Origin of the sequence: Sphingomonas citri (assembly GCF_019429485.1) — a bacterium.
In the GTDB taxonomy this organism is placed as follows: domain Bacteria; phylum Pseudomonadota; class Alphaproteobacteria; order Sphingomonadales; family Sphingomonadaceae; genus Sphingomonas; species Sphingomonas citri.
The window spans coordinates 126,653-146,679 of sequence record NZ_JAHXZN010000004.1; the positions used below are offsets into that span (position 1 = coordinate 126,653).

15 protein-coding genes are annotated in these 20,027 nt (G+C 68.7%); 8 read left to right on the top strand and 7 right to left on the bottom strand.

Features of this window, described 5'->3' with window-relative positions; genetic code table 11:
* Positions 1 to 15: 15 nt before the first annotated feature.
* The 7 genes from KZ820_RS12930 (at position 16) to KZ820_RS12960 (ending at position 9,010) form a co-directional block, all read left to right on the top strand.
* Positions 16 to 1,170 (top strand): glycosyltransferase, encoded by a 1,155-nt coding sequence (locus KZ820_RS12930; RefSeq protein ID WP_219749037.1) that lies wholly within the window; start codon positions 16 to 18, stop codon positions 1,168 to 1,170.
* A gap of 17 nt (positions 1,171 to 1,187) precedes the next feature.
* Positions 1,188 to 2,360 carry a glycosyltransferase family 2 protein gene (locus KZ820_RS12935; protein ID WP_219749038.1) on the top strand — a complete coding sequence of 391 codons (1,173 nt, stop codon included), beginning with the start codon at positions 1,188 to 1,190 and terminating at the stop codon, positions 2,358 to 2,360.
* 34 nt (positions 2,361 to 2,394) lie between these two features.
* Complete coding sequence (locus KZ820_RS12940) at positions 2,395 to 3,954, top strand: glycosyltransferase family protein (RefSeq protein ID WP_219749039.1); 1,560 nt, start codon at positions 2,395 to 2,397, stop codon at positions 3,952 to 3,954.
* Positions 3,955 to 4,181: 227 nt separating this feature from the next.
* The gene (locus KZ820_RS12945; RefSeq protein ID WP_219749040.1) at positions 4,182 to 5,387 is read left to right on the top strand and encodes a glycosyltransferase; all 1,206 of its coding nucleotides are present in this window, start codon (positions 4,182 to 4,184) and stop codon (positions 5,385 to 5,387) included.
* 100 nt (positions 5,388 to 5,487) lie between these two features.
* The gene (locus KZ820_RS12950; RefSeq protein WP_219749041.1) at positions 5,488 to 6,411 is read left to right on the top strand and encodes a glycosyltransferase family protein; all 924 of its coding nucleotides are present in this window, start codon (positions 5,488 to 5,490) and stop codon (positions 6,409 to 6,411) included.
* A gap of 143 nt (positions 6,412 to 6,554) precedes the next feature.
* A complete protein-coding gene (locus KZ820_RS12955) occupies positions 6,555 to 8,048 on the top strand; it encodes an MOP flippase family protein (protein ID WP_308462218.1) in 1,494 nt (497 codons plus the stop codon).
* Positions 8,045 to 9,010: a glycosyltransferase gene (locus tag KZ820_RS12960; protein WP_219749043.1), complete on the top strand. Its 966-nt coding sequence runs from the start codon at positions 8,045 to 8,047 to the stop codon at positions 9,008 to 9,010. The genes KZ820_RS12955 and KZ820_RS12960 overlap by 4 nt, the downstream gene beginning before the upstream one ends.
* Here KZ820_RS12960 and KZ820_RS12965 read toward each other — a convergent pair.
* From KZ820_RS12965 to KZ820_RS12995, 7 genes are all read right to left on the bottom strand, one after another.
* On the bottom strand, positions 9,003 to 10,364 hold the full coding sequence (locus KZ820_RS12965) for a DUF1501 domain-containing protein (RefSeq protein ID WP_219749044.1): 1,362 nt from the start codon (positions 10,362 to 10,364) through the stop codon (positions 9,003 to 9,005). The two genes, KZ820_RS12960 and KZ820_RS12965, sit on opposite strands and share 8 nt — an antisense overlap.
* Positions 10,365 to 10,375: 11 nt before the next feature.
* Entirely contained in the window at positions 10,376 to 12,556 is a 2,181-nt protein-coding gene (locus KZ820_RS12970) for a DUF1800 domain-containing protein (RefSeq protein WP_219749045.1), read from the bottom strand.
* Positions 12,557 to 12,818: 262 nt separating this feature from the next.
* Positions 12,819 to 13,337 carry a serine O-acetyltransferase gene (locus KZ820_RS22210; protein ID WP_219749046.1) on the bottom strand — a complete coding sequence of 173 codons (519 nt, stop codon included), beginning with the start codon at positions 13,335 to 13,337 and terminating at the stop codon, positions 12,819 to 12,821.
* Positions 13,338 to 13,372: 35 nt separating this feature from the next.
* Entirely contained in the window at positions 13,373 to 14,743 is a 1,371-nt protein-coding gene (locus tag KZ820_RS12980; protein WP_219749047.1) for a cellulase family glycosylhydrolase, read from the bottom strand.
* A gap of 70 nt (positions 14,744 to 14,813) precedes the next feature.
* A complete protein-coding gene (locus KZ820_RS12985) occupies positions 14,814 to 15,854 on the bottom strand; it encodes a glycosyltransferase family 4 protein (protein ID WP_219749048.1) in 1,041 nt (346 codons plus the stop codon).
* Positions 15,855 to 15,928: 74 nt separating this feature from the next.
* Positions 15,929 to 17,209: a glycosyltransferase gene (locus tag KZ820_RS12990; protein ID WP_219749049.1), complete on the bottom strand. Its 1,281-nt coding sequence runs from the start codon at positions 17,207 to 17,209 to the stop codon at positions 15,929 to 15,931.
* 52 nt (positions 17,210 to 17,261) lie between these two features.
* Positions 17,262 to 18,452 carry a glycosyltransferase gene (locus KZ820_RS12995; RefSeq protein ID WP_219749050.1) on the bottom strand — a complete coding sequence of 397 codons (1,191 nt, stop codon included), beginning with the start codon at positions 18,450 to 18,452 and terminating at the stop codon, positions 17,262 to 17,264.
* Between the two features lie 233 nt (positions 18,453 to 18,685).
* Between KZ820_RS12995 and KZ820_RS13000 the strand changes: the two genes are divergently transcribed.
* A complete protein-coding gene (locus KZ820_RS13000; protein ID WP_219749051.1) occupies positions 18,686 to 20,026 on the top strand; it encodes a hypothetical protein in 1,341 nt (446 codons plus the stop codon).
* Position 20,027 lies beyond the last annotated feature (1 nt).

Below are 20,027 nucleotides of genomic sequence, written 5' to 3' on the forward strand. Positions count from 1 at the left end.
ATGGTGGCGGCCGCTATGTTGTTGGCATGCGCGGTCCATCCGCTGCTGACCTATCCGCTCAGCCTGCGCCTCTTCGTGCGCGCGCGCCCGGCGGTGCCGGCTGCGGCACTCCGTTCGCCGCCGCCGTCGCTCGCGATCTGCATGAGCGCCTATAACGAGCAGGACGTCATCGCCGCCAAGGTGGAGCGGTTGCTCGAGGTCGCCGCGGCCTACGGCCCGGCGACGATCCACGTCTACGCCGACTCACCCCAGGACGGCACGGTCGCGATCCTCGAGCGCTACGCCGATCGGATCGATCTGGTGGTGGGCGCCGAGCGCGCCGGCAAAACCTTCGGGATGAACCTGCTCGTGGCGCGCAGCCGCAGCGACTATATCCTGTTCACCGACGCCAACGTCGAGAGTCAGGTCGACGTCGCGACGCGGCTGGCGCGGTGGCTCGCCGATCCCAGCGTCGGCTGCGCTACGGCGCGGCTTGTCTACTCCAATTCGGACGAGACCGCGACCGCCGCCCTCGGCTCGGGCTATTGGCAGCGCGAGGAGCAGATCAAGCGCATCGAGAGCGATCGCATGGGGCTGATCGGCTGCGACGGCGCCATGTTCATGATGCGGCGCGCGCTGCATCGCGCGCCGCCGCCGCACCTGATCGACGACCTGTTCCTCAGCCTCACCATCCTGATCGCGGGCAAGCGCATCGTCAGCGCCGACGACGTCGAGGTGTATGAGCGCAGCGCCACCGGCGCCAACGAGGAGAAGCGGCGCAAGCAGCGGATCGCGTGCCAGGCGCTCAACGTGCACCGCGCGATGTGGCCGCAGCTGCGCCGCATGCGTTTCCTGCCGCTCTACGCTTATGTGTCGCACCGTCCGATGAAGTGGCTGATGCCCTTCTTCGTCGCGGGCGCGACGCTGTGCGCCGCGCTCGGCTTCGCGCTGGCCGCGGGCTGGGCGGTCACGGGCGCGCTGGCGCTGCTCGGCGCGCTGCTGCTCGTGATCGGCGAGAAGACCCAGGCCAAGCCGCTGTCGCTCGCCTCCTCGGCGGTGCTGAGCCTCTACGGCGTCGGCGTCGGCGTGATCGAGTCGGTGTTCATGGGCAAGACCTACACGGTGTGGGACCCGGCTTTGTCGGTGCGGCTCGACCCGCAGCCGAGCGCGACCGACGCGGTGTCACGATGATCGACACGGGAGACAGAATGGATCGGCCGACCCTGCACGAGGCGGCGCCGCCCGCGGCGCCGGCGCGCGTGTTGCCCGCCGAGCTCGCCATCGTGGTGCCGGTGTACAATGAGTCGCGCAACGTGCCGCTGCTGGTCGCCGCGCTCGACGCCGCGCTGACGGGCGTCCGCTGGGAGGTCGTCTTCGTCGACGACAACTCGCCCGACCGCACCGCCGATCAGGCGCGCGACCTCGCGCTGGCCGATCCGCGCGTGCGGGTGGTGCAGCGTTTCGGCCGGCGGGGCCTGTCGACCGCCTGCATCGAGGGCATCCTCGCCACCGCGGCGCCCTATGTCGCGGTGATGGACGGCGATATGCAGCACGACGAGCGCGTGCTCACCGACATGTTCCGCCGCATCACGCGGGGCGACGTGGACGTCGTGGTCGGCAGCCGCTACGTCGCCGGAGGCGGGGTGGGTGAGTGGGATCGTCGCCGCGCCGCGATGAGCCGCTTCGCCACGCGGCTCGCCGGGCGGCTGACGCGCGCGCCGATCACCGATCCGATGAGCGGCTTCTTCATGCTGCGCCGCGACGCCTTCATGGCGGCGCTGCCCAATCTATCTACCGTGGGCTTCAAGATCCTGCTCGACATCGCCGCCTCGACTCCAGAGCCGCTGCGCGTCGCCGAGGTGCCCTATACTTTCCGCACCCGCCAGCACGGCGAGAGCAAGCTCGACAGCCTGGTGCTGTGGGAATATCTCCAGCTTCTGCTCGACAAGATGTTCGGGCGCTACGTGCCGGTGCGCTTCATCAGCTTCGCGATGGTCGGCGGCTCGGGCGTGTTCGTCCACTTCCTGGTGCTGACGATCGTGCTGGAGTCGCTGCTCACGTTCGGCGACGGCGCGGCGCATCAGGGGCGCTCGTTCGCGATCGCGCAGGGCGCCGCCACGCTCGTCGCAACCACCAGCAACTTCCTGCTCAACAACCTGCTGACCTATCGCGACCAGCGGCTCACCGGGCGACGGCTGTGGTGGGGCTGGCTCAGCTTCAACCTGGTGTGTGGCATCGGCTTCCTCGCCAATGTCGGGATCGCGCACTATCTGTATCAGCGACAGAATTACCTGATCGTGTCGGCGCTCGCCGGGATCGCGGTGACCACGGTGTGGAACTACGCGATGTCGTCGATCTTCACCTGGCGCAAACGCGGCTGAACACGCCGCGCTCGCGCGGGGGAGAGGGGACGGGATGGAGCGGAGCGACACCGCGCGGCGCTGGCCGGGCTCGGGGCTCGAGTCGCGGATCGGGCTCGCCGCGCTGACCGCGGCGGTGCTGGTGGCGGCGATGGTTCGGCTCGCCTTCTCCGATTACTCTCTGTGGTTCGACGAGCTCGCCTCGGTGTTCTTCGCGTCGCAGCCGACCGAGCGGCTGTGGAGCGCGTGGATGCTGCGCGAGACCAACCCGCCGCTGTTCTACACGCTGCTGCGCTGGTGGATCGAGGGCACCGAGCTGAGCGACGCCGGGCTGCGCGTGCCCGGTATCGCCGCCAGCCTCGCCGCGATCGGGGTGATCTATGCCGCGGTGGCACGCGCTTACGGACGTCGCGCCGCGGTCGCGGCGGCGCTGCTGCTCGCGCTGTCGCCGCAGCAGCTGTACTTCTCGCACCAGGTCCGCGCCTATATCTTCCTGTATCTCGCGGTGGCGGTGTCCTTCGCCGGGCTGGTCCAGATCGTTCTGGCGACCACGGCGCGCGCGCGCGCGATCGGCTGGGTGCTCTACGTGATGGGCGCGGTCGCGGGCATCTATCTGCACACCACCGGCCTGATCTGGCCCGCCACCGCGACGCTGGCGCTGATGCTGGTCGACGCGCGCTTCCGACCCTTCCGCGGCGGGCTGTGGATCGCGCTCGCGGTCGCCGGCGGTATGATCGTGCTGGGCTCGTCCTGGTGGCTGTACATCACCTTCCGCCAGCTCGCCCAGCCCAACGGCAATCTCGGCTGGATGCAGGGTCTGGGGCTGACCAAGAGCGCGCTCGTCTACGTCGCCACGCTGTTGCAGTCGCGCCAGATCAGCGCGCTCCAGCTGCCTGCGCCACTGCTGGTGGCGGGGTTTGCCGCGCTGGGGGCGTGGCGCGGGCGCGGCGAGGCGGTGACGCGGCTGACGCTCGCCTGCCTCGCGACCGGCACCGCGCTGTTCCTCGTGCTCAACCTCAAGCAGCCGATCTTCCTCGACCGCACCATCCTGTGGCTGTCACTGTTCCCGCTGGTGCTCGCGGCGCGCGGCGTCGGCACGCTGCGCGGGCGCGGCTATGCCGCCGCACTGGTCGCGCTCGCGCTGGCGCTGGGGGTGAGCGTCGCGCTCACGCGGCCGCATCTGCCCAAGGAGGACTGGCGCGCGGTGGTGACCCGCGTCGCCGCCGACCCCGGCGCCGCGCTGCTGGTCGACGGCGAGGCGATGGGGGTGGCGACGCAGATGGCGTGCCGCGTCCAGCTGCACCGTCCGGCCTGTCCCTTCGCGGTGGTGCCGCTCGTCGCGCCGGGGCCGCAGCTCGACAGCTGGGGGCGCGGCCTCGCCGCGCGTGCGCCGGCGCGTGGGGGGCGGCTGGCGTTGCCGGCGGACGCGCGCGCCTATGTGCTGCGCCGCCCCTTCCATGACGCGCTCGTCGACGTGCAGCGCACTGGGCTGCTGCGCGGTGCCGACGCGACTCCGCCCGAGGCGCCGGTGGTCGTCGGACCGTACCCGCCCGCGCTGCTCGTGGCGGTAGCGGGGCGCACCCGAGTGAGCGATGGCACGATACGAGTGCCATAGCTGGCCTAGCAACTGTCCCACCGAGAGACCGGGTGGCGGGCACGCAGCGAGGGCGGCCGTGGACGGCGCACTCGGAAAATCCACGCGTTGGCCCGCAGCAGCCATGCGACATGCCGCGAGCGCGGTGCTTGCTTCGCCTCGGGGTGCTGCTTAATGCCGCGTCGGTCGCATCTGCGCTCAGCGCAAGTAGCGCTTTCCCAACCACCTTCGGCTCCGCGGCGGCATCTGTGAACATCCTGATCGTGAACGCGCTCTACCCGCCCCACCGGATCGGTGGCGCCGAGAAGTCGGTATCCCTGCTGGCCGAGGGACTCGCGCGCGCGGGCGATCGAGTCACCGTGGCGACGCTCGACGATATCGCGGCGCCGACCACCGAGCGCCTGACCACGGGCGCGGAGATCCACCGCTTCCCGCTCGACAACATCTATTGGCCTTATGGCAAGGTGGTTATCGACCGTTCGGCGATCGCGGGCTTCCGCTGGCACCTGCGCAACAGCTGGAACCGGCGCGCGGCGCGGCGCGTGGGCGCGCTGATGGACCAGGTGCGGCCCGACGTGATCCACTGCAACGTGCTCACCGGATTCAGCAACGCGGTCTGGTCCGAAGCGTCGCGGCGGGGGATCCCTATCGTGCAGACGCTTCGCGACTATGCCGTGGTGTGCGTGCGCACCTCGCTGTTTCAGCACGACCGGACGTGCACGAAGCGTTGCGCCGAGTGCCGGCTGCTGACTTTCCCCAGCAAAAAGGCGTCGCGCCAGGTCACCCAGCTCGTATCGATCAGCCATTTCGTCGACGCCAAGCACCGCGAGTTCGGTTTCTTCGAGGGCGTGCCGGGGCGCCGTATCTTCAACATCATCCCCGATCCGCAGCGCGACGACGCGCCACCGCGCGAGGGACCGCTGACCTTCGGCTATATCGGCCGGGTCGAATCGGGCAAAGGCATCGAGGTGGTGCTCGACGCCTGCTCCCGCCTCGAGCGCGCGGACTGGCGCCTGCGCGTTGCCGGCGTGGGGCTGCCGAGCTATGTCGAGGAGCTGCAACGGCGTTATCCCGACCCCCGGATCGAGTGGCTCGGCTTCGCCGACTCGGCCGCCTTCTACGAGTCGATCGATGTCGCGCTGATCTCCTCGATCTGGCCGGAGCCGCTGACGCGCACGCTGATCGAGGCGACCAAGTACGGTCGCAACGTGATCGCGGCGGACTCGGGCGGCATCCCCGAGATCGCCGACCTGCCGCGGCGCTCGGCGGTCTACCCCGCCTATGACAGCGCGGCGCTCGCCGCGGCGATGACGACCGCGATCGACGAGCGCGACGATTGGCGTCAGGGCGGGGTCGGGCGCCCCGATCTGCTCGCGTCCTTCTCGGAGGAAGCCGTCGTCGCGGCCTATCGCGACGTCTTCACGGACGCGATCGCGGCCAAGGCCGCCGCGTGAGCGCGCCGCATGTTGCAGTGCGACAAGGTCGCTTGTACGCCCACCCGCGCCGCTGGCGGACTGCCATGCGGCGCGACGGTGCACCAGGAGGTTGCCGGCAGTGAAGCTCAAGCGCGCACTACGGGCGGCCTTTCCCCGCGGCTACCGCTGGCTCGGTCGGCTCAAGCGCCTGTTCGACGTCGCCGGGCCACGCGAGGAGCGCCGTCGGCTCGCCGCCGCGATCGCGGCGACCGATGCGTTCCCCGCGGTAGGTGAGCGACGAGCCCATGGTCTGGCCACGCCGCTGGTGGTGTCACTGACCTCCTATCCCAAGCGCTACGCCACTTTGGCGCGGACGCTGCGCAGCCTGCTGGACCAGAGCGTCCGCCCCGACCGCCTCGTGCTGTGGCTGACCGCGACCGACCGAGGCGCGCTACCCGCCGACGTGCTCGCGCTGGTCGAACACGGGCTGGAGATCCGGGAATGCGCGGACCTGCGATCGGCCAAGAAGCTGCTGCCCGCGCTCGCCGCCTTCCCCGACGCGACGATCGTGACCACGGACGACGATGTCTATTATGAGCCGCGCTGGCTCGAGCGGCTGGTCGATGCCGCCGGCGCTCATCCCGGTGCGGTGATCGGCTATCGCGGCCACGTCGCCCATTTCGACTCCGCCGGGCAGCCCGCTGCCTATGAGGACTGGACGTTCGATACCGACGCCACGGCGGACGTCGGCCCTGGCCGTCTGCTGTTCCTGACAGGCGTGTCGGGTATCCTCTACCCACCGGGGGCGCTGCACGAGGACGTGCTCGACGCCGAATCGTACCTGGCGCTCTGTCCGCGCGCGGACGACATCTGGTTCTTCGCCATGGCGGTACGTAACGGTACGCCGCGGCGGCGGGTGCCGCATCGCATGCCCGTGGTGGAATGGCCGGCGTCGCAGGAGAGCGCGCTCAACAGCTACAATTTCCATGAGTCTGGCAACGACGCGCAATTCGCGGCGCTGCTGGAGCAGATGCCCGAGCTGCGCTCGCTGCTCCGCGCCTAACGAGGGCGCGGGGGGTCGCGCTATGGTGCAGTGCACCAAAAAATGCTACCCGCTTTGGCGAAAAGGAATGCTATGGGGCCGTCCGCGCTCGCCGTCGCGGGGTCGCGCTGCGATCGATATTGTCTCTGGGATGGGCCTGAGCGGTGGAACTTAAAGCCAAGACGATGAAGGCGGTGAAGTGGAACTTCGTGTCCACCGCTATCGGCGCCTTCGTGGGGCTGCTGCAGCTGTGGCTGCTGGCACGGATACTGCCTCCGCACGAATATGGCGTCATCAGCCTTGCCCTGATGATCATCACGTTCTTCAACATCTTTATCGACTTCGGCATCTCGAATTCGATCATCCGTCACGGCCACATCACCGAGCTCGAGCTCTCCTCGCTCTACACCATCAACATCGGCCTGGGCCTCGTCACGTTCGTCGTGGCCTTCGTCAGCAGCCCGCTGCTGAGCCACTTCTTCAAATCGCCCGAGCTGACCACGCAGCTGCAAATCATGTCGCTGGTGTTCCTGTTCGTACCGTTCGGGCAGCAGCAGCGCGCGATTCTGTCGCGTGAGCTGCGCTTCGATTTCGTTGCGATCGTTTCGATCATCACACTGCTGACCAACTGCGTGCTGGTGATCGCGCTGGCGGTGATCTTCAAGAAGGCGTGGGTGGCTTCGGTCGCCTTCTTCGTCAGCACGACGCTGGGCTGCGTGATCTTCTTCGCGCACAGCCTGCGCGAGCGCCGCCCGTCGTTCACCTTCTCCTGGCCGGCGGCGCGGCCACATATCCGCTACTCGGTCCAGCTGGTGCTCGATTCGTTGATCAACGTGGTCAGCGTGAACACCTACCCCGCGCTGATGGCGCGAATGGTCAGCCTCACCGCCATCGGCGGCTACAACATCTCCTACGGCATCAGCATCAACCTGATCGAGCGGCTCAAGCCGGTCCTCGTGCAGGCGCTGTTCCCGGCATTCGCCAAGATCCAAGACGACGAGACGAAATTGACGCGCAATTTCCTGCTGGTGACCAGCTATGGCATGCTCGTGAACCTGCCGCTGCTCGCCGGCATGTTTGTCTGCAGCAGCCTAGTGGTGCAGGTGTTCTTCAAGCCGGAATGGCAATTCATCGCGGTGCTGGTGAAAATCCTGTGCCTGGTCGGCATGGTGCGCAGCATCGATCCTCCGGTCATCTCGCTGCTGCTGGTCAAAGCGAAGATGCACCTCAACGTGCGCATGGGCGTGGCTAAGCTGCTGATCGGCATCGTGCTGGCGATCGTGCTCGGGCAACGCTACGGCATCGTCGGCATCGCCAGCAGCTTCCTCATCGTGCAACTGCTCAACACCATCGCTTCCTATTTCTTCCTGGTGCGCGCGTGTGTCGTCGGCGTGGGCCGGCAGTACCTCATCAACGTACTGATCCCTTTCGCGCAAACGCTGCCGATCTTCATCGGGGCAGGCGCGGTCGTGGTGATGGCACCGACGCCATGGCCCGCCGTCAACCTGGCGCTGTCGGTCGTCGTCGGGGCGCTGGGCTATGCCCTGGGGCTGTGGTTCTCTCCCTTCGCGCTGGTGCGTGGTTTCGTGCTGCTCGCCGCCAACGGACTCAGCGCGAAGCTCGGCGGCCATGCGAGCCGGGCGATGCGCGCGTCGTGAGCGCTTCGCCAATCTTCCTGTCGGTCGTCGTGCCTTGCTACAACGTCGGGCCGGCGATCGACGAGTTGCTCGCGAGCGTCACCGCGCAGATGGGTGATTCCGATGAGTTGGTGTTGATCGACGACGGGTCGGTCGACGACACCGCGGCACGGATCCGCGCCTTCGTCGCGCGCAGTCCGCGCGGCACGCAGATCGTGTTACAGCAGACCCCCAATGCGGGGGCGGCGCGGGCACGCGCGCTCGGGCTCAGCCTGGCGCGTGGCGACTTCGTTTTCTTCTGTGACAGCGACGACCTGATGGACGCTGGCTTCGTCGCGACGTTGCGCCGCGAGCACGCGCGACACCCGGCGATGGACCTGCTGTTCTTCTCGTCCGACATGGTGACCGAGCGCGACGGCCGGCTCGTCCCGGTCGCGCCCAAGGTCGCCTACGCGCAAGCCCGGACGTACGCGGACGGTGGGGAGCTGCTCGCCCATCATCTGCGTCAGCGCATGTATACCGCGGCGGTATGGACCTATGTCGCGCGCCGCGACCTGCTCGGGCGCAGCGGTGCCGCGTTCACCGAGCGCGGCGCGCACGAGGACCATCTGTTCACGCTCAAGGTGATCCTGTCGGCGCGGCAGATCGTCGCGGTGCCCGATCTGCTCTACCGCCAGCGCGTCCGCGACGGATCGCTGACCAACTCGCGCAAGTCGGCGGGCTATGTCGTCGACCGGATCACCGCCGCGGATGAGGCAATGGCAGTGTTGCGCGACCGTCCCGCGACGCTGCGGCGGCTGTACGACGACTGGTCCTTCTACTCGGTCATGTGGATGCTGTGGGAAAATCGCGACCTGATCGGCGCGGTGGCGCGCATGCGCGAGGGACGCGCCTATCTCGCCGCGCGACCGCTTCGCCTGCTCGGTTTTGCCGCGCGCGCCGCGCGCCGCGGGCTGCGCCGCGGCGGTGCGCCGCTCAGGTGAACAGCGCCAGCGGCGCGCGCCCGTTACTCGACCACGTCGCCCAGTTCGGCACGACATAGGGCATGTCGGCGTCGCTGACGCCATGCCAGCGCAGGATCGCGCCGATATATTCCTCCTGCGACGTGGTCGGTAGGAATCGCCCCTCCCAGCTGATGTCGTCGCTGCCGCCCAGGGTCGGGTCGGGATAGCGGCCGAACACGCCGCGCTGCGCCACGCCGCCGCCGATCACCAGGTGATTGCTGCCCCAGGCGTGATCGCAGCCGAGCTGCGCGTTGCCTTTGAAGGTGCGACCGAAGTCGCTCATGGTGAAGGCGGTCACCTGGTCCTGCAGCGCGAGGCCCTGCATCGCGTTGTAGAAAGCGTAGAGCGCGAGTGCGAGATCCTTGAGCAGACCGGCGTGGCGGCCGCTGCCAGTGTCCCCCGCGGCGACCTGGTTGTCATGCGTGTCATAGCCGCCCTGCGAGACGAAGAAGGTCTGCCGCGCGTGTCCCAGCGTCCCGCGGCCCTCGATCATGCGCGCGACGCGCTTGAGCTGGTTGGCGATGTCGGTCGTGAGCGCGGCCCCGGTGTCGGGGTCGACGAAATAGCCGTCGACGCTGCTCGTCTGCCCCAGCAGCGAGGCAGTCGCCCCCATCATCGCGTAGCCGTCCGAATAGGTGGCGCCGGTCGACTCGCTCAGCGTGCCCAGACCGCTGCCGTCGGCGAAGCTCGCCACCGCGGTGTCGATGCTGCTCTGACCCGAGGTGAGCCGGGTCAGCGCGCCCGTGGCCGGCACCACCAGCGGACGCGAGGTCTGGCCGATCAGCGCGATATTGTTGCCCGCGAACGACATCAGCGGCGGCACCGCGCCGGCGGCGAGGCGGTCGTTGAGCCGTCCCATGAACCCGTCGAGGCTGGTGCCCTGCGGGCGCAGGCATTGCCAATGCTCTTGCTCGTCGGCGTGGCTCATCAGATTGGTCGGGCGCAGGTCCGGGCGTGCGGTATAGGTCGCCTTGTCGAGCGGTGCCGCGAGTGTGCCGGTGTTGAGCACCAGCGACATCGCGCCGCGATCCCATAGCTCGCTCAGCCGCGCCATCGACTTGTGCAGACCGTACGGCACGCCCGACAGCGGCGCGATCGCGCCGGGAGCCAGGGCAACCGTGCCACGCGACTGGAGATAGGCGCCGTAAGTCGCCGGATCGGTGGGGACAACCATGTTCCAGCCGTCGTTGCCGCCGAACAGGAACACGCCGACCATCGCGCGATAGCCGCCCGTGGTGGCACCGAACGCGGCGCCGCGGCCGAATATGCCGAGCGTGGCGGCGGCGCTGGTGCTGACCGCGAGACGATGGAAGTGGCGACGCGACATCAACATCTATCAGGTCCTTAGCGGTCGACGAGGAAGTTGGGGCTAGACGCGGCGATGTAGAGCGCAGCCTGCGCCCGCTTGTGCGCCTGCACGGCCGCGTCGTTGTTGCGGATCGACAGCAGCGCGCTGCGCAGCGCGGAGAGCTGCGCCGCCGTGGCGGAATTGTCGAGCAACAGCAGGTTGGTCACGGATACCAGTCGGTCGACATCGGTGGCGATCTGATCCCACCCCGACCAGCGCGGCTGCGTGCCGGTAAAGTTCGGCAGGCCCATGTCCCAGCTATATTCCTGCCGATTGGCGTCACCGCGCATCGTCCAGTTGAAGACGAGATTGTGCACTTCGGTGACGTTGCCCGCGGACAGCAGCTTGGACGCCGGGCTCACCAGCCCGCGCGTGCGCGCCAGCGGATAGTCCGGCGGGTAGAAATTGAACACCGATGGCGCGCTGAACACGGGCTGACCAAGGTACGTGTCCTTCAGCACGAAAGCGATGCCGTCGGTCGAGAGGCCGATCGCGCGGGCCAATGAGGTCATGACCATGATCGGGTCCTTGACCTTGCCCGCGTCTCCGCGCGGCTCATCGCCGCGGGCCTCGGGATCGAGCAGGATGGCGCGTACCACCGCCTTCAGGTCGCCGCGCACGCCGCTGCCGTTGTTCTCGAACACACCGGCGACGCGACCGACGTACCCGCGCGACGGATTCGCGGTCACCAGGTTCTGGATCAGCAGTTTGGCGATGCGTGGCGGGGTCGAGGGATGGTTGAAGGCAGCAGCGACGACCGCGCGCACGCTGTCCGCCGGGCTCGCTCCGGCCGGCACGCTCGTGCCGAAGAAGGACTTGGCGTCGCCGTCATATTTGTTTGCCGCGGCGGGCACCATCGGCAGCGAGTAATCCGAGCCGGTCCAATCGGTGCGTCCGCCGCTGCGCGCGTAGGTCCATCCGGTCAACGCGCGCGCGACGCCGCGCACGTCGTCGGGGCTGTAGTTCGGCACGGTGTGTCCGACGGAGTCGGTCACCGGCGTGCCGTCACGCGCGAGTTGCACCGGACCCATGCTGAACAGCTGCAGAAATTCTCGCGCGTAATTCTCCGACGGCGCGGCGCGAGCGCTGTCGGCCATGGAGAGGTAGCGACCCATATAGCCGTGGAGCGTCACACCCTGGAGCAGCTCGCCGTAATTGCCGAAGGCATTGTCCAGCAGCATCTGCTGGAACGAGGCCAGCCCCGCGGTCGCGTCGCCCTGATTCGATACGACCAGGATTTGCGACAGGGCGAAGGCGACGCGCTGGCGCAACTGATCGGGCGCCATCGTGGCGTCGGCGTAGAACCGCGCCGCGACGCGGGCGCGATTGAAGTGGGTGAGGATGCATTTCGGCACGCCGGGGTTGACGGAACAATAATTGACCGGCACCCACTCGATGAGATCCTTGTAGGTGCTGCCCCGGAGGGTGAACTGCTCGTCGACCCAGCCGGGCACACCCAGTTCGCTGATCCGCGCGACCACCTGCGGATTGGGACCGAACGTGGCCTGACGTGCGAGCCGGACCACGTCGGGTGGCACCGCCGCCGCGCCGCTCGCGCTCAGCACCGGCTGGCGGAATGCGGTGAGGCCGCTGCTCCATGCCAGGTTGGTACCATCGGCGGTGAAGAGCGCGAGGAAGCGCCAGAAAGCGTTCGCTATCGTGTCGGCGAGGTCGCTCGCCAGCCCCGTGAGATAGGCGAAGCCGCCGGCCGGCTGCGATGCCGCCGGCGTCGGCGTGGGCGCGGGCGTCGTATCGGGCGCCGCAGTAGCCGCCGGTGTCGGCGTGACGATGACGATCTCGCCGCTGGACGCCGGCGTCGGCGTGGGTGACGGCGCGGGAGTAAACGTCGGAGTGGTGGCGGGCGTCGGCGCCGGCTGCGCCACGGTCGGGGTCGGGGTCGGGGTCGGACGCGGCGTCGCGGTCGGCGAGGGCGTTGGTGCGATGATGGGAGAGGCGGTCGGCGCCGGAGTGGGCGTGACGATCACGATCTCTCCGCCGCCACTGGCGGTCGGCGTCGGCGTCGACGCATCAGTCGGGCTCGAGGCGGGTGGCACGGCCGGGGTCGGCGTCGGGCTCGCGGGCACGACGACGACCGGCGCCGGGGTCGTCGCGGTCGCGCTGCCGCCGCCGCCGCCGCCGCAGCTGGCCAGCGCCACGCAGGCACAGGCCGTCAGCAAAGATGTCCGTCGTCGTGCGCTCGCCACGCCTGCCCCGCCAAATTCGATGATCAGGATGTCGCGCGTTTGCCGCGCCGACAGATCAGTAAGCGGACGCGCTAAAGACGAGGTTAATAGGAAGGCGGTTCGATCTCCGCTTTTGCTCTACTGCCCAGGAAAGGTTGGTCGACCTGACAGCTTCACCGCGGCCGAATCATCGCGAAGGTGCGTTAATCATTTCGTGATATCTGCGCCGGTCCAGACGCTCGATTCGGTCGGTCGGCTATCGGGTAGCTGCCGCGCCGACGATCCTGGCCGGATTGCCCGCCACGGTGGCGCCGGCTGGGACGTCCGCGAAGACCACCGCGCCCGCGCCAACCCGCGCCGCGGCGCCGATCGTGATCGCGCCGAAGACGATCGCACCGGGATAAAGCGTCGCACCGTCGCCGATCACGGGATAGTCGTCGCGGTGCGATCGACCGGCCGTGACCGACTGGTAGATCGTCACCCCGGTGCCGACGCGGACGCCCTGCCCGATCACCACGGCGACGGGATGGGGCAGGTAGAGGCCGGGACCGATCAGGCTCTCGAGATGCAGGTGACAGCCGCTGCGTCGCGTGTTCCACGCCCAGATCAGCGCACCAAGCTTGTCGAGCGGCGTGCCGACGAAGGCCAGCGCGACGCGATGGAGGAAGATCGTCGCGAAGCCCGGATGAAAGATAAAGGCCGGCAGCGTGCCGAGCAGCCGGCTGCGCCCGGTGTTGGCGCGGAGATCGGCGCGCACCACGTCGCGGAATCGCACCGGCCGTGCCCCGCTCGCGTCCGCGCCGGCCGCGATCAGCCGGTGATCGCCAGCGCGATCGGCTGGCCGAGCGGGTAGCGCGCCACCAGCGGTGCCTGGCCGATCGCGAGGTCGCCGCCGGCGTCAGCCGTGTCACCGCACATCATGCGCACGCCGCTGGGCCGACCCGCGAAGCGGACCCCGCTGCTCGGATTCATGCTGTTGGTCCACACTACCGCGAGCTGGCGGTCGGGCATGAGCGCGCGGAGCACGAAGACGTCGGGTCTCGGTTGCTTCAGCTCGACCGCGCGCGCCGCGGTGACGATCGCGCGCGCCTCCTTAATGAAACAGGCCGCCGGCTTGGGTTGATCGTCATAGCCGAAAATGCCGAAATTCTGCTCCATGTCCTTAGGGTCCTGGCCCTCGTCCTTGAGCTCATAGGCCCAGGATGCGCGCAGCCACGGCAGCGTTGACGATTGCAGGATATAGTGCGCGAAATTGTAGGCCTGGCGCTGTCGACTGACGCCGCACTTGCCGTCAACGGTGGGCCAGCCGAACTCAGTGACGTAGATCGGCGTGTCGCGGCCGCCGCGCTGCTGTCGCAGCAGCGTCTGCAGCCGCTGAAGCCGGGTCAGCATCTCGTTGGCAGTGCGGTTGTTGACGCCCTGGCAATGATTGTAGGTGTGGACCGAGATGCCATCGGCGCCGTCGAGCGCGCCATAGCGCACAATCGCCTGCGTCCATTTCCAATCGGGGTCGTCGCCGGCCGAGCCGACGACGATGGGTGCGTTCGGGTTGGCGCGTTTGGTCGCCTGTACCGCAACCTTGGCGACCCGGGCATAATGGACCGCGGCGCGCGCGTCGGACGGATCGCCCTCACCGTTTAGCCGCGCCGGCGGTTTGTCCTGGCCGACGCGCAGGTTCCACTCGTTCCACACCTCGTAGATCGTGCCGTACGGTTTGGTCATGCGCACCAGAGCCTCGGCATAATCGGCGAACTGCTTGAGCTGCGCGTCATCCAGCGGCATGCCGCTCGGCGAGAGCGGGAAGGGTGGGCCGGCGAAGCCGAACAGCGGCCGTGCTCCGGCGACCGGCAGAAAGTCGACGATCCGACGCGGATTTTTGATCACCGGCGGGCCGTCCGGCGGGAAGCTGAACTGCGCCCAGATGATGCCGTCGCGATAGGAGTTGGCGCCGATCGAGCGAAGCTGTGTGGCGGCGCGCGGACCGTTGGTATAGCCCAGCAATCGACCCATGCCGAAATGGGTCTGTGCGCCGAAGATCGGCGGCGTGTAGCGACCCGGAGGCGGCGCCGCCGCGAACGTGACTTGCGTCGTCGTCGGCACCTGCGACCATAAGGCGGCGGCGGCCAAGGCAGTCGCTGCGATCGTGCCGGCGGCCACGAACGGCCATTTCTTCAGGCTCATCGCCTGTCTCCCCATAAGCTGCCCGGCGCCGCTAGAACGAGGCAGCGGCGCCGGCGATCCATGAGTACGATCACGTCCGTCGCGCCGCCCCCACGCAGGCCGTCGCGAGCGTCGCGGCGGAGCGCTCCCACGAGAAATGCGCCAGGCGCGCGCGACCGCGCGCCAGTCTTTCGGCGCGCCACGCGCCATCCTGATCGTCGAGCGCGCGGTGCATCCGCGCGGCGAGCGCAGACGCATCGTGCGGGTCGAAAAAGTCGGCGGCGTCGCCGCATACCTCGCGCACCGGCGCGATCGCACTGGCCAGCACCGGACAATCGTTGCCGAACGCCTCCAGCGGCGGGATGCCGAATCCTTCGTACAGGCTCGGGAACACGAGAGCGCGCGCGCGTCGCATCAGCGCGGTGACCTCGCCGTCGGAGAGCCGACCGGCAAGGATCACTTGCTCTGGCGCATGGGGTATCTCCGCCGCGAACACGCCGCCGTCGATCTGGCCGACGATGACCAACCGGGACGCGGCGGGCTGATGGCGCATCGCCTCGATCGCGAGGCGCAGGTTCTTGTTCCGGGTCAGGCTGCCGATGGTCAGGAAGAAGGGCTGGTCCTCAGCCAGACCCAGCTTGGCGAACACCCCCTCGTCCGGCGCGGCGTCCAGATGTTCGGCGGAGTTCGGGGCGACGACGATCTCGTCCGCGGGCACGCTTAGCCAATGCGCCAGCTCGCCGCGCGAGAAGTCGGACACGGTCGCGATCGTGGCGCGGCGCGCCAGCAGACGATCGACCACACGGTGCAGCAGCACGTAGCTGCGCGAATAATTCTCGGGGAAGCGATAGATGGCGGCGTCGTGGATGACCGCCACCTGGCGGTGCTGGAACACCGGCCCGCTCGCCGCCAGGCTCAGCGCGACGCCGCCGCGCGCGACCTTGGCGAAGTCGACCTGCTCCCAGGCGTGGCCGCGCAGCCGGCCGTGGTGCGCCTGCGCGATCGCGCGCAGCGGCAGCGGCGGGGCGCCGGGCGGCAGCACGAGCTGACACTCGACCTCGAGCGCACCGCGCGCCGCCAGCGCGTCGAGCGCGAGCACGATCTGCGTCGCGTAACGCTGCACACCGGTCATCGGCTGCTGCCGAAACCGACCGTTGATGAACAGCCGCAGGCGGCGCCGATCCGAACCAACCATCGCGCGCCGGCTCAGCGGAACGTGCCCGCCGCCGTGCCGCGCGCCGCCAGCGCGGCGGCGACGAAGCGGGCGAAGGAGTCGAGGAAGCGCTCACGGCTGAACGACAGCGCGTGGGTGCGGATCGCGGCCTGGTCGAAGCCCGCCTCGTCGCGCTCGAACGTCTCAATCGCGGCGACCAGGCTGTCGACGCTCTGCTCGGCGAAATGCAGGCCGGACAGGCCGGGCACCACCGTCTCGGTCGCGCCGCCCGAGGCATAAGCGATCACCGGCCGGCCCGAGGCCATCGCCTCCACCGGGGCGATGCCGAAATCCTCCTCGCCGGGCATCAGAAAGGCGCGCGCGCGCGCGTAATAGCGCTTGAGCTCGGCGAAGGAGCATTGCCCGACGAACTCGATCGTCGGCCCGGCGAGCTTGCGCAGCGCCGCGGTCTCGGGGCCCTTGCCGGTGATCACCAGCCGCCGGCCGAGCCGATTGCACGCCGCGATGGCGAGGTCGACGCGCTTGTACGAGACGTGGCGGCCGGTGATCAGGTAGTAATCGTCGATCTCGGGCGAGGTGGCGAAATCGTCGACCTCGACGGGCGGGTAGATCACCTCGGCGGGGCGGCGATAGTAACGCGCGATGCGGCTGGCGACGTAGCGCGAGTTGGCAACGAAGCGATCCACGCGCAACGCGCTGCCGACGTCCCACAGCCGCAAGCGCGGCACCGTGATCGACAGCACCAGCCGCTTCAGCGCCGACGCGTCGCGGCGGTAATGATGGTATTGGTCCCACAGGTAGCGCATCGGCGAATGGCAGTAGCAGACGTGCACCGCGTTCAACGGCGGCATGATCCCCTTGGCCGGGCCGGACTCGCTCGAGATGATCAGGTCATAGCCGTCGAGGTCGAGATTCTCGAGCGCCATCGGCGCGACCGGCAGCAGCGAGCGGTGGAAGCGTGCGGCGCCGGGGATCTTCTGCAGGAAGCTGGTGCGCAGCCGGTCGTCGGGCACGATCGTACGCGAATAATCGGGATCGGCGACCAAGGTGTGGACGACCGCCTGCGGGAAGATGCGCAGCATCGTCTTGACGACATTCTCGCCGCCGCCCGGGCCGACCAGCCAGTAATGGACGATCGCGACGCGCAGCCCGGCGAACTGCGCGCGCCACTCCGCCTCGTCGCGCAGCGGCGTGGTGACAGCGCCGGCTTCGCCCGCGGCGATCGGCACCGTGCCCACGTGCGCCTGTAGCGGGGGCGCCGCGGTGATCTCGCGCTCGATCGTCATCACGCTCCCATCCTGCTGTGGCCTCATGCGAAATTTCCGTCGCGCCGTGCTATCGCAGGTGCCGCCGCATTTTGCACGATCAAAGCCGGACCCCGACGAGTCGCTCGTAGATCGCCAGGGTCCGCTCGGCGACCACGTCGGGGTCATACTCGTGGCGGTCGACTAGCCAGCGCGCGCGCACCTTCTCGCGGAGCGACCGGTCCTCGCGCACGCGCGCGATGGCGGCCAGCAGCGTCGCCGGCGCGTCCGGATCAAACACCAGTCCGCGCTCGCCGTGCGCGACCATCTCCGGTAAACCGCCGCGCGCGGCGACGATCGGGATCACGCCGTGGATCCCTGATTCGAAGGCGACGCGACCCGACGGCTCGTCCCACAGCGACGAAACAACGAGCGTGTCGATCGTGGCGTAGAAATCGTCGGGCGCCTGCACGCCGAGGAAGTCGACGGGGAGGCTGTCGGCCAACTCCCTCAATTTGTTCACGTAGTCTGGCTGGCCATCGCCGCCGACGCGAAGCCGCCAGCTCTCCGCCGGCAGCGTGCGGAGCATCAACAGCAGCTGCTCCAATCCCTTCTCGGGAGAGATCCGACCGAAGAAGCCGATCGTGAGCCGGCCGGGTGCGAGCAGGTCGGGCCGTGGCGCCACGGCGCGTGCGGGCCGATAGGCTCCGGTGAGAATCGTCGTCGGCACGTCGGGCGGGAATACCGTGTTGGCGTCGTAGATCGAGCGTATCTTCTCGGACACGTAGATGACGTGCCTTACCAGCGGCGTGCGCCGACGCGCGGGTGCGAGCGCCAGCATGCGGCAGCTGCCGCACACGCCCGAGCAGTTGACGCCGCTCTTCCTGTGCCCTGAATTGAGACACATCAGATAATAGTCGCTGACGCGGTGGACCACCGGCACGCCGCATGCTGCCGCGACGCGCCAGATCGTCGTACCGATTCCCGCCATCACATGCGTGTTGATGACGTCCGGCCGAAAATCGCGGAGCACCGCGCGATAGTGCGCCGCCATGCGGTCGCCAAGCCGGTCGATCGCGTGCCATGCTAGGCGCGTGGGCGCGGGATGGTCGCCACGAAGGTAAAGGTTCCGGAGCGGCAATCGAAACTCGCGAATGCCAGTGGGGGCGTGGATGCCGCGGTGCGCGTAATCGTCGACGTTGAGCACCGCCACGGTGTGGCCGCGCGCCTGTAATCCCTGCGCCAGCTGCGCGACCGACACCTGTGCGCCGCCGTGCACGGCGGCCGGAAAGTAGTTCCTCGAGACCAGCAAGATACGAATGGCGTTCCTCCGGCGCCGCCGCGGTGCCGCGCGGTCGGTCTCCTGACAGCGGACAGCGTGCGACCTCTACGCGCGGCGGGTCACGATCGGCCACTCTGGTGACCCATCACGGGAAAGCTGTCAAATATGAGCAAGTTGACATTGCGTTACCGCCGTCGAGCACCTACCACGCCACGGTGGGAATTGAACGCCCGATGAACGAAACGGTCAGCTTGGCGCCGCCTGTGGCGACTGGGCGGCGCGCGCATCGGCATCGCTCCTCCGCCGCGGCATCGTCGTTCCGCGGTTGGTCGGTGGGCGTGGCGAGCGGCGAGCGCGTCCGCCGAGTCGTGACATGGGTCACGATCGTGCTGATCTTTCGGCAGACCTTCGCGGCGCCGATCCGCGCCTTCGCGCCCTTCCTGTGGTATGTGCCCGACGTGTTGATGGCCGGCGCGTTGTTGGCGATCGCTGCCACGGGGATGCGCGACAAGATCGTGTCGGTGCTCGTCTCCGTCGCAGCGCTGTCGGTGCTGGTAGTCTATTCGTTGCTCAGCAACAGCGGATTCGCAGTCGCGCTCGCGGTACGCGGGCTGGGTTATATCCTGCTCGCCTTCTTCGCCGGCTTGGGCGTGCGCCGCGGGGACAAGCTCTTGCCGGTAGCGCTGGTGGCGGCAGCCGCGATCAGCATCGCGGGCGTGTACTACGACGCCCTGTTCACCGTGCCCTGGGCGGGGATGACGTTCGAGGGGTTCGGTGGCAGCGCCGACGCGGCGCGGCAATGGTCCGCCGACGGTGGCCGTCGCTTGTCCGGCCTCGGCATCGCCTCGACCGACACCTCGGTGATCATCGCGGCCGGGACGCTCGTCTTCCTGGGGCTCACTCAGAATCGCCTGCGCCCGGCGAGTGCGCTGTTCTGCGTCGCAGCGGTGCACGCGCTGCTGCTGACGACGCAGAAGGCGACCGCCGGTTGGCTGATCATCACCGTGCTGACCGCCTATGTCGCGCCGCTGGTGGGGTTTCGCCGCGCTGGCTTTCACGCCTCGGCGCTGCTGCGGCCGCTCGGGGCGCTCGGCCTGGCCGCGAGCATGCTGGTGCCGCCGATCTTCGCTGGCGTCGACTTCAGCGCCGCGCTGCGGGTGAACGCGGCGACGCTGGATCAGCGCATGGTCGAGGTGTGGCCGCGCGTGCTGCCGCATCTGTTCGACGTGCCGCAGATGCTGCTCGGGTTCGGGCTCGGCGGCATCGGCGCGACAGGGGCGCGACCTGACCTGGCGATGATCGATAACATGTTCCTCTATGTCGCGCTGACGCTCGGCCTTCCCGCAACGCTGGCGCTGTTCGCGATCGCCGCGCGCGCGTTGCTGGCGACGCCGTTGCGCGACGGCGTGGATTTCTCCGCGCTGGCGCTGGTCACCCTGCTAGCGCTCAACGGGATCACCGCCAATATCGTGGTCGCCGGCGCGGTCGGCAGCGTCTTCCTCGGCTATGCGGTCGGATGCCTGCTACGACCGCTGCGACGCAGCCGCTCGCGGCGCCACGTCGGTCAGGTCAGTGCCGCGGCGCCCGTCGTGGTGACAGGTTAAG